The 14,691-nt window shown below is 75.8% G+C and carries 13 protein-coding genes; 7 read left to right on the top strand and 6 right to left on the bottom strand.

Going from position 1 to position 14,691, the window contains the following annotated elements; genetic code table 11:
- Positions 1-19: 19 nt before the first annotated feature.
- Both MUK52_RS27530 and MUK52_RS27525 read left to right on the top strand, forming a co-directional pair.
- The gene (locus MUK52_RS27530) at positions 20-469 is read left to right on the top strand and encodes a DUF6069 family protein (RefSeq protein ID WP_114056440.1); all 450 of its coding nucleotides are present in this window, start codon (positions 20-22) and stop codon (positions 467-469) included.
- Positions 470-576: 107 nt separating this feature from the next.
- Positions 577-1,206 carry a TetR/AcrR family transcriptional regulator gene (locus tag MUK52_RS27525; RefSeq protein WP_114056441.1) on the top strand — a complete coding sequence of 210 codons (630 nt, stop codon included), beginning with the start codon at positions 577-579 and terminating at the stop codon, positions 1,204-1,206.
- A gap of 22 nt (positions 1,207-1,228) precedes the next feature.
- On the opposite strand, the gene MUK52_RS27520 is transcribed toward MUK52_RS27525, so the two are convergent.
- Positions 1,229-2,728, bottom strand: coding sequence for an LVIVD repeat-containing protein (locus MUK52_RS27520; protein WP_502963603.1), 1,500 nt, complete (start codon positions 2,726-2,728; stop codon positions 1,229-1,231).
- Between the two features lie 77 nt (positions 2,729-2,805).
- Between MUK52_RS27520 and MUK52_RS27515 the strand changes: the two genes are divergently transcribed.
- On the top strand, positions 2,806-3,483 hold the full coding sequence (locus tag MUK52_RS27515) for a DUF305 domain-containing protein (RefSeq protein ID WP_284580972.1): 678 nt from the start codon (positions 2,806-2,808) through the stop codon (positions 3,481-3,483).
- Positions 3,484-3,535: 52 nt separating this feature from the next.
- On the top strand, positions 3,536-4,951 hold the full coding sequence (locus tag MUK52_RS27510) for an FAD-dependent oxidoreductase (RefSeq protein WP_284580970.1): 1,416 nt from the start codon (positions 3,536-3,538) through the stop codon (positions 4,949-4,951).
- 154 nt (positions 4,952-5,105) lie between these two features.
- Here the strand turns inward: MUK52_RS27510 and MUK52_RS27505 are convergent, their stop codons facing one another.
- Positions 5,106-6,464, bottom strand: coding sequence for a wax ester/triacylglycerol synthase family O-acyltransferase (locus tag MUK52_RS27505; protein ID WP_284580968.1), 1,359 nt, complete (start codon positions 6,462-6,464; stop codon positions 5,106-5,108).
- Positions 6,465-6,692: 228 nt separating this feature from the next.
- On the opposite strand from MUK52_RS27505, the gene MUK52_RS27500 reads away from it, so the two are divergent.
- The 3 genes from MUK52_RS27500 (at position 6,693) to MUK52_RS27490 (ending at position 9,569) form a co-directional block, all read left to right on the top strand.
- The gene (locus tag MUK52_RS27500; RefSeq protein WP_162793266.1) at positions 6,693-7,784 is read left to right on the top strand and encodes a WD40/YVTN/BNR-like repeat-containing protein; all 1,092 of its coding nucleotides are present in this window, start codon (positions 6,693-6,695) and stop codon (positions 7,782-7,784) included.
- A 61-nt stretch (positions 7,785-7,845) separates the two neighbouring features.
- Positions 7,846-8,532, top strand: a complete 687-nt coding sequence (locus MUK52_RS27495) for a uracil-DNA glycosylase (RefSeq protein ID WP_284580965.1) — start codon at positions 7,846-7,848, stop codon at positions 8,530-8,532.
- 125 nt (positions 8,533-8,657) lie between these two features.
- Positions 8,658-9,569, top strand: coding sequence for a sirohydrochlorin chelatase (locus MUK52_RS27490; RefSeq protein ID WP_114056447.1), 912 nt, complete (start codon positions 8,658-8,660; stop codon positions 9,567-9,569).
- Between the two features lie 90 nt (positions 9,570-9,659).
- Here the strand turns inward: MUK52_RS27490 and MUK52_RS27485 are convergent, their stop codons facing one another.
- The 4 genes from MUK52_RS27485 to MUK52_RS27470 form a co-directional block, all read right to left on the bottom strand.
- Positions 9,660-10,685, bottom strand: coding sequence for a lactonase family protein (locus MUK52_RS27485; protein WP_284581787.1), 1,026 nt, complete (start codon positions 10,683-10,685; stop codon positions 9,660-9,662).
- 155 nt (positions 10,686-10,840) lie between these two features.
- Positions 10,841-11,977, bottom strand: coding sequence for a nitric oxide synthase oxygenase (locus MUK52_RS27480; RefSeq protein WP_114056448.1), 1,137 nt, complete (start codon positions 11,975-11,977; stop codon positions 10,841-10,843).
- Positions 11,978-12,240: 263 nt separating this feature from the next.
- Positions 12,241-13,746: an FUSC family protein gene (locus MUK52_RS27475; RefSeq protein WP_284580961.1), complete on the bottom strand. Its 1,506-nt coding sequence runs from the start codon at positions 13,744-13,746 to the stop codon at positions 12,241-12,243.
- Positions 13,747-14,014: 268 nt separating this feature from the next.
- A complete protein-coding gene (locus tag MUK52_RS27470; protein ID WP_114056450.1) occupies positions 14,015-14,608 on the bottom strand; it encodes a histidine phosphatase family protein in 594 nt (197 codons plus the stop codon).
- Positions 14,609-14,691 lie beyond the last annotated feature (83 nt).

The following is a 14,691-nucleotide window of genomic DNA, read 5'->3' as shown; positions in this document are numbered from 1 at the left end:
CGTCTCGTGGAGGAGTCCCATGTCGAGCAGCACCGTTCCCGGCCCCGCCCCCGTCGCGTCCGCCGCCGCCCCGGCCCGCCGCCCCCGCCTCGCCTGGTGGAAGCTCCTGGCAGCCGGCGCGGCGGGATCGGCCGTGGTCAACCTGGTCGTCCTCGCCGTCGCCGGAGCGGCCGGCGCCTCGCTCACCGTCATGGACCGCGGGCAGGAGCACCCGGTCACGGCCGCCGGGGTCGTCGGGTCCTCGGTCGTCCCGCTGGTCGCGGGCGTGGGCGCCGCCCTGCTGCTCGCACTGTGGAAGCCGGTCTTCCTGCGGATCGCGCAGTGGGCGGGCGGCGGGCTGGCGCTGCTGTCGGTGGCGGGTCCGCTGATGTCGGACACCGACGGCGGCACCGTCGCGGCCCTGTCGCTGATGCACGTCACTCTCGGCGTGGCGGTCGTCGCCACCCTGGAGCTGCGACGCCGGCGCTGACGGTGTCCCGGCGCGGGCGTGCCCTGCGCGATCCCCCGCGTCGCGCAGAGCAGCCGGCGCCGTGCGCCGAGTATATTGGCTGGAAGCCAGTCAACGCAGGAGTAAGCATGTCGCCGCGCAGCGCATCGGTCAATGAAGAATTGCGGCGACGCTCCCGGGAGCGGCTTCTCCAGGCCACGGTGGAGCTGGTGGCCGAGCGGGGCTACGAGGCCACGACACTCGGGGACATCGCCGACCGGGCGGGCACCGCGCGGGGCCTCGTCTCGTACTACTTCCCGGGGAAGCGGCAGCTACTCCAGTCGGCGGTGCACCGCCTGATGCACCTCACGCTGGAGGCGGCCCTGGAGCGGGAGCCGCGCAGCGACGACGGCCGCGAGCGCCTCGCCCGCGCGGTCGACGCGGTGCTCGGGCTGGCCCGCGAGCGGCCGCTGCTGATGCGGACGCACATGGCGGGCATCCTGCAGGCCGAGGGCTTCGTGCAGTGCCCGGAGCAGCAGCGGCTTGCCGCGCTGCTCCGGGACACCGTCGAGCGCTACGGCTCGGCCGACGTGGACACCGACTACCCGCTGCTGCGGGCGCTGCTGATGGGGGCGGTGGTGGCGGTCCTGCTGCCGGGCGCGCCGATGCCGGCGGCCCGCCTGCGGGCCGAGCTGTTCCAGCGGTACGGCCTGGACTGGGAGCTGGGCTTCCCGCCGGAGGCGGCTCCGCCGGAGGGGATGCCCGCCGCCGCCCGGTGACCGGGGCCGGCGGCGGGCCGGGTCAGCGGTACTCGGGCTGGGTCTGGACGTTGAGCCGGTCGAGCCGGACCCGCGCGGCGCTGTCGGTGCGCCGGTCGTCGATCCGGAGCACGTCGAGGCCCTTGGCGATGTCGTTCGAGTAGATGTGGCCGTTGTAGTAGTACGCGGACCACGAGCCGCCGAAGGACAGCACGTCGGAACCGAGCGGGCCGCGCTCGAAGTAGCCGATCTCGCGGGGCTCGGCGGAGTCGGTGAAGTCCCAGACGGACACGCCGCCCTGGTACCAGGCCTGGACCATGATGTCGCGTCCGGCGGCCGGGACGAGCGAGCCGTTGTGGGCGACGCAGTTCTCGGTGTCGGCCTGGTGGCGCGGGATCTTGAAGTAGCTGCGGAAGGCCAGTTTGCGGTGGTCGCCGCGGCCGGTGATGTCGTAGATGCCGTTCGCGCCGCGGTTCGGGCCGGTGGCCTCGTTGCAGGTGGCGCCGCCGCCTCCGCCGAGCTCGTCGGTGAAGACGACCTTGTCCGCCTTCTCGTTGAAGGTCGCCGAGTGCCAGAACGCGAAGTTGGTGTTGTCCTGGACCCGGTCGATCACCCGGGGCCGCTCCGGGTCGCGGATGTCGAAGAGGATGCCGTCGCCCATGCACGCGCCGGCGGCGAGCCTCTTGGAGGGCAGCACGGTGATGTCGTGGCAGCCCGTGGTCTTGGAGACGCCCGGGTTGGTGGGCGCGCCCGGGTTGCCGCCGTCGGGGAAGAGCACGGGGAAGCCCACCACGGCGGCCCGGGTGGGGGCCTTGCGCGGGACCTTCACGACGGAGATGCCGTCGTGCGGCGGGCGGCAGTCGGGGAAGGCCTCGTTCGGGGAGTAGGAGGCGACGTACACGAAGATGTCCCGGCCGTTCGGCACGAGGGTGTGGGTGTGCGAACCGCAGGCGGTCTCGACGGACTTGATGTAGCGGGGGTTCTTCTTGTCCTTGATGTCGAAGATCTTGATTCCCTCCCAGGAGGACTTCTCGGTGGCGGGCTGCGAGACGCTGTTGCAGGAGTCGTCGCTGCGCGAGGAGTCGGTGGAGAGGAAGAGCAGGTCTCCGTGGACGGAGATGTCGTTCTGGCCGCCCGGGCACAGGACCGTGCTGACCGTCTTCGGGGCCTTGGGGTCGGCGATGTCGTAGATGGTGAAGCCGCCGTAGTTGCCGGCGTAGGCGTACCGGCCCTGGAAGGCCAGGTCGGTGTTGATGTCGTTCGGGAACGCGCGGGGGATGTTGGCCAGCGGTGTGATGTTGGGGCTGTGGACGATCTCGTCCTGGCCGGGGATCCCGCCGGGCGGGAGTACGCGGCCGGCCGGCGGGGCCGCACTGCGCGGGGCTCCTGCTCCGGGCGACAGGTCCCCGGGGTCGGGGGTGGCGGCCGCGGGGTGTGCGGCGAGCAGGGCGGCGAGGAGGCCGCCCGCCGCGGCGGCCGCCGTGCGGGCCCTCCTGCTGCCGCGGCCGGTGCGCCGGGGGTCTGCGGTGTGGTTCGGGGTCACTGTGCCCTCCCATGCTGTCCGGTCGATTCCGCTCTGGGTGGGAGTGGAATGCGGACGACCGCAGTATGTTCCTCATCATGGACATGGCAAAGGGCTTACCCGGTCGAATCCGCCGGCTCCTCGGTCCCGCCGCGGCGGGCGCCTGCATCCTCCTCACCCTCACCGGCTGTACGGGAGGAGGGGGCTCGGCTCCTTCCGGGGACGCGGCCCCCACCGACGACGCGGCCGCCGTCATCGCCCCAGGCCGGCCAGGCGAGAAGGCGCGCACCCTCTCCCCCGAGGAGGCCGCCCGCAGCCGGCCCGACGACAGCCCGAACGCCGCCGACCGGGCCTACATGCGGCACATGGTCGAACACCACGAACAAGCCATCCGGATGACCGCGCTCGCCCCGGACAGGGCCGCCAAAGACGCCGTCAAGCGGCTGGCCGAGCGGATCTCGGCGGCGCAGGCGCCGGAGATCGCCGTCATGCGGGCCTGGCTGGCCCGCCATCCCGGACCCGACGGCGCCGACGGCCACGACCACGGCGCGATGCCGGGCATGGCGACCGAGCAGCAGCTGAAGGACCTCGAAGCGGCCCGCGGCACCGACTTCGACCGGCTCTTCCTCTCCCTGATGACCCGCCACCACGAGGGCGCCCTCACGATGGCCGGAGAGGTCCTGAAGGGCGGCAACAACGCAGCCGTCGAGGAGCTGGCCAACGAGGTCGTGGCCACCCAGAGCGCCGAGATCCACCGGATGCGGGCCATGGGCTGACGGCCCGCTGCCGCAGTGCCATGCTGGAGATCCCTGCGGGAGGAGTACCGCCGTGCTTCGTGTCGCCGTCGTCGGATCGGGCCCGAGCGGGGTCTACACCGCCCAGACGCTGGTCGCGCAGCGGGAGGTGCCGGGCGTGCGCGTCGACGTCCTGGACCGGCTGCCGGCGCCCTACGGGCTCGTGCGGTACGGGGTCGCCCCCGACCACGAGAAGATCAAGTCGCTGCAGGGCAGCCTGCGCACCGTGCTGGAGGACGAGCGGATCCGCTTCCTCGGCAACGTCGAGGCCGGCGGGCCGCAGCTGTCCACCGCGCGGCTGCTGGAGCTCTACCACGCCGTCGTGTACTGCGTGGGGGCCGCCCGCGACCGGCTGATGGGGATCCCCGGCGAGGAGCTGCCCGGCGTGCACTCCGCGACGGAGTTCGTCGCCTGGTACAGCGGGCACCCGGACGTCGCGGACGGAGCCTTCGACCTGTCGGGGGTCCGCTCCGCGGTGGTCGTCGGAGCGGGCAACGTCGCCGTGGACGTCACCCGGATGCTCGCCCGCGGCGAACCGGAGCTCGCGCCCACCGACATGCCGCAGCCGGCGCTCGGCGTCCTGGCCGGCAGCGGGGTGCGCGCGGTGTCGATGGTCGCCCGGCGCGGCCCCTCCCAGGCCAGGTTCACCACCAAGGAGCTGCGCGAGCTGGGCACGCTGCCCGGCGTCGCGGCCCTGGCCGATCCCGCCGAGCTGGCGCTCGACCCCGCGTACGCGGCGGGGCCGGAGGGTGCCGCCGCCCTGCCCGCGGTGGCCCGGCGCAACCTGGAGGTGCTCCGCGGCTGGGCCGAGCCCGAGGGCGACCGCCCGGCCGGTCCCGCGGAACGCCGCATCACGCTGCGGTTCTACCTCCGCCCGGTGGAGGTGCTCGCCGGGCCCGGCGGGCGGGCCGCCGGGCTCCGCTTCGAGCGGACCGCCCCGGACGGCCGCGGCGGTGTCACCGGAACCGGCACGTACGAGGACGTCGAGGCGCAGCTGGTGCTGCGCTCGGTGGGCTACCGGGGCGTGCCGGTGCCCGGCCTGCCCTTCGACCCGGCGAAGGCGACCGTCCCGCATGCGGCCGGCCGGGTCCTGCGGGACGGCCGCGCCTCGGTCGGGGAGTACGTGGCCGGCTGGATCAAGCGCGGCCCGACCGGGGTGATCGGCACCAACCGGCCGTGCGCCAAGGAGACGGCCTCCTCCCTCCTCCAGGACGCGGGCGCCCTGGCCCGCCGCGAGCTGCCCGGCGACCCGCTGGACGCGCTGCGCGCGGCCGGGCTGCGGCCCGTGGAGTGGCCCGGGTGGCTGGCCATCGAGGCCGCCGAGGCCGATCTGGGCCGGTCGCTCGGCCGCCGCTCGGTGAAGATCCCGGACTGGGCGGGGCTGCTCGCCGCCGCGGAGGGGCGGGCGGCCGCCGGCGCGGAGGCGCGCGCCGCCGCCCCGTCCGCCTGAAGCCTGTACTGAGTTGCCCCGCGGCGCCGCGACGCCGCGGGCAACCTCGGCGCGCACCGAACGCCGCTCCTTGCTCCACGGGGCAGTACACCCGGCCCGGCCGCCGCGCCCGGGCCGTCCGGGCCCGGCGCGGCGGCCGGGCCCGGACGGGGCGTCAGGACACCTCGCGGACGAGGTCCTCCAGCTCGGTGCGCAGCGCCTCGGCCAGCGCGGCCAGGTCGGGGACGGCCTCCGCGTCGGCGACGAGCCCGTAGTGGACGGTGTCCTTGTACGTGGACACCGCGACGGCGAGCGCGTGCCCCTGTGCCAGCGGCGCCAGCGGGTAGACCTCCCGGACCCGGCTCCCGCCGAGGGAGAAGGTGAACCCGGGCAGGGGGACGCTGGTGACCAGGATGTCGAAGAGCAGCCGCGCCGCCTGCGCCACCAGCGGGCCGCCCAGCCGGTGCCCCAGCGGGTGGACGTGGTCGGCGAGGAGGGCGACCGCCCCGGCCCCGCGGGACGGGCCGGCGTCCTTGTTGCGGTCCATGCCGCTGCGCACGCGCTGGAGCCGGCGGAGCGGGTCGGGCTCGTCGAGCGGGAGCCGGAGCAGGTAGCCGGAGAGCCGGTTGCCGTACTTCGCGCCCACGCCGGGCCTGCGGCGGGAGACCGGTATCAGCGCCCTCGGCCCGGCCCCGGGGGCGGCGGGGCTGCCCCGGTCGGCGAGCCACCGCCGCAGGGCTCCCGCCACGAGGGTGATCAGGACGTCGTTGACGGTGCCGCCGGCGACCTTGCGGATGCGGTTGACGTCGTCGAGGTCGAGTGCCAGGGCGGCCACCGCGCGGGTGCCGCTTCCGCCCGCGGTGGCCGTCAGGGCGGCGGGGACGCCGATCGGCAGGCCCGAGCGGGCCACCGCGGCACCGATCTCCAGCGCCTGGCCGACGCCCTGGAGGCGCGCGGCGAGGGCGCCTTGGAGGCTGCGCAGGGACCCGGCCGGGGCCTGGGCGGGGACGGGCCGCGGGGCGCTCCGGCCGGGCGGCGGCCCCTCGTCGAAGAGGTGGGCGGCCAGGACCAGGGCGGCGAGCCCGTCGGCCAGCGCGTGGTGGAACTTGAACAGGACGCAGAAGGAGCGAGGGTCGGGGCCCGCCAGGACGTGCGCCTCCCAGGGAGGCCGGTCCCGGTCCAGCGGTCTGGCCATCAGCGGGCCGGCGGCGGCCGGCGGGTCGTCGGTGCGGACGAGGAAGACGTGCCGGGCCGGGTCGAAGTCGGCGTCCGGCGCCCAGGCGGCCGCGCCCACCGGGAGGAGCACGTCGTGGATGCGGCGGCGCAGGCCGGGGACGCGGGCGCAGCGGGCGGCGAGGAGTTCGGCGGCGCGGGCCGCCGGGTCGGGGAGGGCGGCGGTGGCGGGAGGGGTGTCGGAGCGGGGGCCCGGCGGGGCGGAGTCGAGCACCGCGAGGGCGCCGAGATGCATGGGGTGGCCGGCTGAGTCGATCCGCCAGAAGGCGAGGTCGAGCGGGGAGAGGTGCTCTGTGACCACGTATTGCCTCTCGCGAGCAGTGGCTGAGGCTGGAAGTCAACCCCTTTCGGCCTCCTACGATCAAGTAGCCACACTTTTGCCGCGCCGGTCGATCGCCGACGGTCAGCCGGTCAGGGCCACGGCCACGCCGCCGGGCCGCAGCCAGGGCGCGGGTGCAGACTGGCCGGAAGGCGACCGGCGGGACGAGCGGAAGTGCGGCCGGGCCGAGGACGGCCGGAGGTGTCGATCATGGCAGAGGTGCTGCTCCTGGCGGGGACCCGCAAGGGGCTCTTCGTCGGCCGCAGGAGGGACGGCGGGCCGTGGCGGTTCGAGGGGCCGCATTTCCACGCCCAGGCCGTCTACGCGGTGGCGGTCGACCGGCGCCGCACGGTGCCCCGGCTGCTCGTCGGCGGGGACAGCTCGCACTGGGGGCCGTCCGTGTTCACCTCCGACGACCTCGGGGCGACGTGGCGGGAGCCCGCCCGGCCGGCCGTGCGCTTCCCCGAGGACACCGGGGCCTCCCTGGAACGGGTCTGGCAGCTGCACCCGGCCGGGCCCGAGGCGCCGGACGTGGTGTACGCGGGGACCGAGCCGGCCGCGCTGTTCCGCTCGGCCGACCGCGGCGAGTCGTTCGAGCTGGTCCGCCCGCTGTGGGAGCACCCGACCCGCGGGGACTGGATGCCGGGCGGCGGCGGCGAGGGCCTGCACACCGTGCTGACCCACCCGGCCGACCCGGCGGCCGTCACGGTCGCGGTCTCCACCGCCGGGGTCTTCCGTACGCAGGACGGCGGCGGCAGCTGGGCCCCCTCCAACCGCGGCGTGTCGGCGGTGTTCCTGCCGGACCCGCAGCCGGAGTGGGGGCAGTGCGTGCACAAGGTCGCCCGCGACGCCGGCGACCCGGACCGGCTCTACCTCCAGAACCACTGGGGCGTGTACCGCAGCGACGACGCCGGCGGAAGCTGGACCGACATCGGCGCCGGGCTGCCCTCCGACTTCGGCTTCGCCGTCGCCGCGCACCCCCGCCGGCCCGGGACGGCGTACGTCTTCCCCCTGAACGCCGACTCGGACCGCGTCCCGGCAGAGCGCCGGTGCCGGGTCTTCCGCACCTCCGACGCGGGCGCCACCTGGGAGCCGCTCACCCGCGGCCTGCCGGACGGCGACCACTACGGCACCGTGCTGCGCGACGCCCTGTGCACCGACGACGCCGACCCGGCCGGCGTGTACTTCGGCAACCGCAACGGCGAGTTGTACGCCAGCCGCGACGAAGGGGACAGCTGGGAACTGCTCGCGGAGCACCTGCCGGACGTGCTGTGCGTGCGGGCCGCGGTGCTGCCCGCCTGAACGGCCCTCACGGGGAGTGCGGCGCACGGGGCCGGGCGTTGGGCCAGTAGAGTGACTCCCCGTGGCTGCACGACCGTTGAAAGAAATCGTCGAGCCGGGCTGGGCCCGTGCTCTGGAGCCGGTGGCGGCGCAGATCGCCGCGATGGGCGACTTCCTGCGCGCGGAGATCGCGGCCGGCAGGACCTACCTGCCGGCGGGGGCGAACGTGCTGCGCGCGTTCCAGCAGCCCTTCGACGAGGTGAAGGTGCTCATCGTGGGGCAGGACCCGTACCCGACGCCGGGGCACGCGATGGGCCTGTCCTTCTCGGTGGCCCCGGAGGTCCGCCCGGTTCCCCCGAGCCTGGACAACATCTTCCGCGAACTCCACGCGGACCTGGGCGTCCAGCGCCCCGCGAACGGGGATCTGACGCCGTGGGCCCGGCAGGGCGTGCTGCTGCTGAACCGCTCGCTGACCACGGCGCCGCGCAAGCCCAACGCCCACCGCGGCAAGGGCTGGGAGGCCGTCACCGAGCAGGCCATCCGGGCGCTGGCGGCGCGCGGCAGGCCGCTGGTGTCGATCCTGTGGGGCCGCGACGCCCGCAACCTGCGGCCGCTGCTGGGCGACCTGCCGGCGGTGGAGTCCGTGCACCCCTCCCCCATGTCCGCCGACAACGGGTTCTTCGGCTCCCGGCCGTTCAGCAGGACCAACGACCTGCTGGCCCGGCAGGGCGCCCAGCCGGTGGACTGGCGGCTGCCTGCCGGGGTCTGATCCGTCCGCAAGTGGATCTTTCGGTTGAACCGTATACGACATTCATCGGATAAATACGGACAGATGCCGCCCGGCCGGACCCTGCCCGAACACCTGCTTCCGATAAGCCAGTAGCATGCGGCGCCATGAGCTCCCCCACTGGGCCCGCAAATGGCCTGCCCGTACGAATGCCGCGACCCCGCCAGACGGGACGCCACCGCCGGCCCGAGCCCGCGGTGGCCCCCGAGGGCGCGCCGACGCTGGTGCTCGCCGTGCCCGGCGCGCCTTCTGCCGCCTCGCGCGGGCTCGCGGAAGAGATCATCAGCATGGGCCGCTCCGAGCTGCCCGGCCTGGAGGCCCGCATCGGCTTCCTGGAGGGTGACGGCGCCGAGTTCCCGGCCCTGTCGGGCGTGCTGAGCGCCGTCGCGGCCGAGCGCGTCGCGCGCGCCGAGTTCGCGCGCGCCGCGGGGCACGAGGTTCCGGAGCAGTCCGGCCCGGACGCCGTGGTGGTCCCGCTGCTCGCCGGCCCCGACGCCGACCTGCTGCGCCGGATCCGCCAGGCCGTCATGGACTCCACGGCCGCCGTGGAGCTGGCCGAGGTGCTCGGGCCGCACCCGCTGCTCGCCGAGGGCCTGCACGTGCGGCTGTCGGAGGCCGGCCTGGCCCGCGCCGACCGCGCGCGGCTGTTCACGGTGACCACCGCCGCCGACGGCATCATCGTCGCCACCACCGGCGGCGAGGAGGCAGTGCAGGTCGCCGGCGTCACCGGCATGCTGCTGGCCGCCCGCCTCGCGGTGCCGGTCAAGGCCGCCGCCCTGGACCAGGAGGGCGCGGTCGCCGCCGTCGCCGAGCAGCTGCGCAGCGAGGGCTCCACGCAGCTCGCGCTGGCGCCGTACCTGATCGGCCCCGAGGCCGCCGAGGGCCTGCTGGACACGGCGGCCAAGGAGGCCGACTGCGCGGTCTCCGAGGTGCTCGGCGCGTACGGCGCGCTCGGCAAGCTGGTCGTCACCCAGTACGCCGCCGCCCTCGGAATCCCGCAGGGCGCCACCGCCCGCTGACCCCGGCCGGCGCGTCCGTACGAGGGCCCGCACCCCGCGAAGCCGGGGTGCGGGCCCTCGCCGCGTCCCGGGCGCGGGCGGGGCCGCCGGTCAGGCGAAGACGACGCAGGTGGCCGCCGGGACCGCGACGGCGCCGGCCCGGTGCGGCTCGCCGGTCGCCGGGTCGGTGTCGAACCAGGTGACGTCACCGGAGCGCTCGTTGGCCGCGTACAGGCGGAGCCCGGCAGGGTCGGCGGCCAGGTCGCGCGGCCAGGTCCCGCCGCAGGGGGTGCTGAAGGCGGGGCGGGGCCGGCGCGGGCCGTCTGCCAGGGAGAGCGTCGCGATCGCGTCGGCGCCGCGCACCGCGACCCGGACGAAGCGCCCGTCGGGCGAGGCCAGCACCGCCGACGGATAGGCCCGTACGCCGCCGGGCGCGGCCGCCGGGGCGAGCGGCACCTCGCCGAGCGGCTCCAGGCGCCCGGAGCGCGGATCCCAGCGGCAGACGGTCAGCAGGGGCTCCAACTCGTGCACGACGTACGCGGTCCCGCCCTCCGGATGGAAGGCCAGGTGCCGCGGCCCGCTGCCGGGGCGCAGCCCGACCTCGGCATGCGGGAGCAGGGCGGCGGCGGCCGCGTCGCCGAGGCGGCACACCCGCACGGAGTCGGTGCCGAGGTCGACGGCGAGGACCCAGCGGCCGCTGGGGTCGGGCAGGACCTGGTGGGCGTGCGGCCCCTCCTGGCGGTCCGGGTCGGGCCCGCCGCCCCGGTGGGTGAGGACGGCGGCGGGGCCGGCGGGGCTGCCGTCCGGGGCGAGCCGGAGGCTGCTGATGCTGCCGGAGGTGTAGTGGGCGGTGAGCAGGGTGCGCCCGGCGAGGCTGACGTGGGTGGGGCCCGCGCCGCCGACGGGGACGGCCGGCCCGAGCGGGGCGAGGCCGCTTCCCTCGGGGCGGAACGCCCGGACGGCGCCCCGCTCCGTCTCGCTGACGGCGTAGAGCAGGCCGCTGCCGTGGTCGACGGCCAGGTAGGAGGGGTCGGCGAGGGCGTCGCCGGTGGTGGCGAGCGGGGTGAGCGCGCCGGTGGCCGGGTCGACGGCCGCGGTGGTGATCCCGCGGCCGCCGGCCGAGGTGAACGAGCCGATGTGGACGCGCGGCGGGGCGGAGCCCGTCCCTGCCGGGGTCCGGGGTTCTCCGCCGGTGCCGCGGACGCCGTCCGCCCCGCCCGCGCCTGCCGTGCCGTCCACGGATGCCCCTTTCCGCCGCTGCCCGCTTCCTCGGGCCGACGGTAACAGAAGGTCTAGACCAAGTCGCGGCCCTGGGCCCGCTCCTGGGCGCCCGGGTGGTGCACGTAGGCGGTCGCGCTCGGCCGGTCGTCGTACGTGCGGTGGAAGACCGGCGTCGCCGCGCCGGAGATGGGCGGGACGATCCACGACCAGTCGGCGCCGACCTCCCGGCCCTTGCGCTCCTCGCGCGCCAGGTGCGTCAGGAACCGCCGGGACTCGCTGTGGTGGTCCGCGATGGTGACGCCCGCCCGGTCGTAGGAGTGCAGCACCGCCCGGTTGAGTTCGACCAGGGCGCGGTCCTTCCACAGGGACCGGTCGCTGGAGGTGTCGAGGCCGAGACGGCGGCCGACGGCGGGCAGCAGGTTGTAGCGGTCGGTGTCGGCGAGGTTGCGGGCGCCGATCTCGGTGCCCATGTACCAGCCGTTGAACGGGGCGGCCGGGTAGTGGATGCCGCCGATCTCCAGGCACATGTTGGAAATGGCCGGAACGGCGTGCCAGCGCAGCCCCCACTCGGCCCAGCCTGGGTCGTCGGGGTGTTCGATGGGCACCTCCAGCACCGCGTCGGCGGGGGTGTCGAACCAGCGCGGCTTGTCGTCGACGCCCTGGACGACCAGCGGGAGGAGGTCGAAGGGGGTGCCCGCCCCGCCGCGCCAGCCGAGGGCGAGCAGCGCGCTGGTGAGCGGCGCGTTCCGCGGGTCGCCGACGGTTATCGAGGGGTGGTCGCCGTAGCCCGCGTACCGGATCAGCTGCTCGCTCCAGATCAGCGGGCCCGGGCGGTCGGGGGTGTCGGGGGCGAAGACGGTGATGGTGGGTCTGATCCGTCCGCCGTTGGTGGCCTCGCGCAGGTGCGCGAAGCACTCCTCGGCGAGCGCGTCGGCGTCGCCGATGTGTCTGCGGTCGCGCACGCGCAGCGAGTTCCAGTAGAGCCTGCCTATGCAGCGGTTGCTGTTGCGCCAGGCCACGCGGGCCCCGTGGGCGAGTTCCTGCGGCGTGTGCCGGTAGGTGCCCGTCTCCGCGATCTCGGCCCGCACGGCGGCGAGCCGCGCCTGCGGATCGCCTGCCTGCGGGTTCTCCCGGTGGAAGAGGCGGACGAACTCCTCAGCCGCGGCCCACACCTGCGTCGTGGTCGAGCGTTCCCGAAGTTTTTCCATCCCGGGCCGTTACCCCCTGTCCGGACAGATCCACCCTGTGCGTGGCGGATGCACACGCAGTGAACAGTGACCCGTTGTACAGGCCGCAGGTGGGCGGAGTCAGCGCCCCGGGTGCCGGAACACACCGGCGAGTGATCTTCGACCGAACCTCCTGCGCGGCGGCCTGACGGGGCGTAGGATCCGCCCCGGTCACCGGCCGGGTCTGGCCGGTGACCGGGCCCGCCTCCGGCCGCAGGCGGGGACGCCCCGGGAGCCGGATCCGGTCAGGCGCTGATGACGAGCGGGGAACGCGGGTCGGTGCGCAGCGGGGCGTGCAGCGCCACGAGGGCGTGCTCCAGCCCGTGCAGGTGGGCCAGGGCAGGCTCGGCGGCCGCAGGCCGGCCGTGGGCCCGCGGCCCGCCGGCGGTCTCGGCCCCGGCGGCGCCGTGCGGCGCGGTCAGGGCCTCGACGGCGGCCTCGACGCGCCAGCAGGCGGCGGCCAGACGGGCGTCGTGGGAGGCCTGCGGGTCGGCGGCGACGGCCACCAGCCCGCGGACCTCGCGCGCGCAGTCGTCGAGGAGGGCGAGGACCTGGCGGGCGCGGGCCTTGCGGGCGCGCAGCGGGCTGAGGGGGTGGACCAGCGGGGCGAGCGCGGTACGGGCGCGTCCCAGCAGCAGTTCCAGTTCGGCGGCGTGCGGCGCGGGGTCGGCGGCGGCGTCGCCGGCGAGCCGGTCGAGGGCGGCCGCGGTGGCCGCCCGCACGCAGTGCAGGGCGCGCTGGATGAACGCGTCGTTCACGGCATGGGTGGTGACGGGGAGGATCAGGACGACGGCGAGCGCCGCGCCGAGCGCCCCGACGGCGGTCTCCTGGAAGCGCAGGAGCAGCAGGCCCGGGTGGAGCACGCCGAGGAGCCCGTAGAGCAGGCCGGCCATGACGGTGACGAAGAACATCATCCAGGAGTAGGAGGGCGCGGCGGTGTAGAAGATGCCGAAGACGCATACGGCGACCAGGGCGGCGGTGGGGGCGGGCGCGCCGTCCAGCGGTACGGCGATCAGCAGGCCTGCGGCGATCCCGACGACAGTGCCGAGGACCCGCCGGAAGCCGCGGACGAGGGTCTCGCCGCGCGAGGCGGTGTTGACGAAGATCCACCAGGCGGTGCCGACGGCCCAGTACCACCGCTCGTGCGAGAGGGCCTGGCCCGCGAGCAGGGCGAAGGCGCAGGCGGCGGTCGCCTGGACGGCCTGCCGGGTGGTGGGCCGGGCCAGCCCCCGGCCGGGGAGGGCGGGCGGCGCGGGCGCGGGCGGGGTGCGCCGCTCGATCGGCCACAGCAGGAAGCGCACGGCGCCGGCGGCGAGCAGCGCCAGGCCGACCGCGGCGTACAGCTCGGGCAGCTGCGCGGGCAGCGCGTGCAGGAACTGCGTGACGAAGAACATCATGAAGGCGAAGATGCCGAGGGCGTGCCCGCGCGGCCCCCAGCGGCGGGCGTACACCCCGGCGAGGACGACGGCAAGGAAGGCGGCGTCCCGGACGGCCGGCATGCCGTGGAGCGTGGTGGCCAGGGCCAGGACGGGGAAGCCGGCGACGGGCAGCAGGGCGGTCGTCACGCGCTGGGCGCGGACGCTCGTGTCGAGCACGGTGAACAGGGCCAGCAGCGCCGCGAGGCCGCCGGTGATGGAGGCGGTGAGGGAGAGCCCCGACAGCTCCGCCGCGGCCACGGCCGCGCAGACGCCGATCACGGCGCGCAGCGAGTTGCGCAGTCTCAGACGCCCCGGATCCGGAGCAGTGAACATCCTCTTCACGGCGGTGTGCCGCCCCCCTCAAGGTGGTGCGCGCCGGTCCGGCGGCCGGCCCGGGGGTGGTGGGCGGGCGGACACAGCGAAGGCACCGCGCTCCGGGACCGGCCTCGTTGCCGCCCGGCGCCGCGCGGCGCCTGAGTACATGGATAGGCCACAGATAACCATCCGGAGGCCCGCTGGCTCAACACGGCCCCGGATCACTGGGCCAATGGCCCGGTCCGGGGACGGTGGGACGGGCCGCTTCCGGGCCAGCGGACCAGCGTCAGGGGCGGGTGTTCCAGGCGGCGATCACGGGGAGGCCGTGCTCGGTGGAGAGCGCACTGACGGTACCGGTGCGCAGCAGGAAGAGGCGGCCGTCCTGCGGCGGCAGGCCGAGGTAGCGGGCGGTGAGCACGCGCAGGAAGTGGCCGTGGGCGACGAGGACGGCCGGGCCGCGGCCCTCGGCCAGGACGGGGGCCACGCGGGCCAGGACGCGGTCGGCGCGGGCGCCGACCCCGGCGGCGTCCTCACCGGGGCGGCCGTCGCCGCCCGGCGGCACGCCGTCCGTCCACAGCGACCAGTGGGGCCGCGTGCGGTGGATGTCCGCGGTGGTGACTCCCTCGTAGCCGCCGTAGTCCCACTCGTGCAGGTCGGGGTCGGTGGCGGCGGGCGGCAGGCCGGCGAGCTCCGCGGTGGCGACGGCCCGGCGCAGCGGGCTGGCCAGCACCAGGGCGGGGCTCAGTGCGCTGAAGCAGGGGGCGAGCGAGGCGGCCTGCTCCTCGCCCGCCTGGGTCAGGGGGATGTCGGTGCGCCCCGTGTGGCGCCCGGAGGCGCTCCACTCGGTCTCGCCGTGCCTCACCAGCAGCAGGTCGCTCACTCTCCGGACGATAGCGGGTCGAAGGGGTGCGGGCCCGGTGCCGCGGGGGACGGCGCCCGAGTACGGGGCAGCGGATATTCGCT

Origin of the sequence: Streptomyces sp. 2P-4, assembly GCF_030167965.1 — a bacterium.
In the GTDB taxonomy this organism is placed as follows: domain Bacteria; phylum Actinomycetota; class Actinomycetes; order Streptomycetales; family Streptomycetaceae; genus Streptomyces; species Streptomyces globosus_A.
Note: the sequence above shows the minus strand (reverse complement) of the source record. Positions and strands in the feature narration are given on the sequence as shown.

What these genes read in the sequence shown, in the direction of transcription:
- MUK52_RS27530 (WP_114056440.1), top strand. Translation starts at nt 20, where the DNA reads ATGTCGAGCAGCACCGTTCCCGGCCCCGCCCCCGTCGCGTCCGCCGCC.
- MUK52_RS27525 (WP_114056441.1), top strand. Translation starts at nt 577, where the DNA reads ATGTCGCCGCGCAGCGCATCGGTCAATGAAGAATTGCGGCGACGCTCC.
- MUK52_RS27515 (WP_284580972.1), top strand. Translation starts at nt 2,806, where the DNA reads ATGGACATGGCAAAGGGCTTACCCGGTCGAATCCGCCGGCTCCTCGGT.
- MUK52_RS27500 (WP_162793266.1), top strand. Translation starts at nt 6,693, where the DNA reads ATGGCAGAGGTGCTGCTCCTGGCGGGGACCCGCAAGGGGCTCTTCGTC.
- MUK52_RS27490 (WP_114056447.1), top strand. Translation starts at nt 8,658, where the DNA reads ATGAGCTCCCCCACTGGGCCCGCAAATGGCCTGCCCGTACGAATGCCG.
- MUK52_RS27480 (WP_114056448.1), bottom strand. Translation starts at nt 11,977, where the DNA reads ATGGAAAAACTTCGGGAACGCTCGACCACGACGCAGGTGTGGGCCGCG.
- MUK52_RS27475 (WP_284580961.1), bottom strand. Translation starts at nt 13,746, where the DNA reads ATGTTCACTGCTCCGGATCCGGGGCGTCTGAGACTGCGCAACTCGCTG.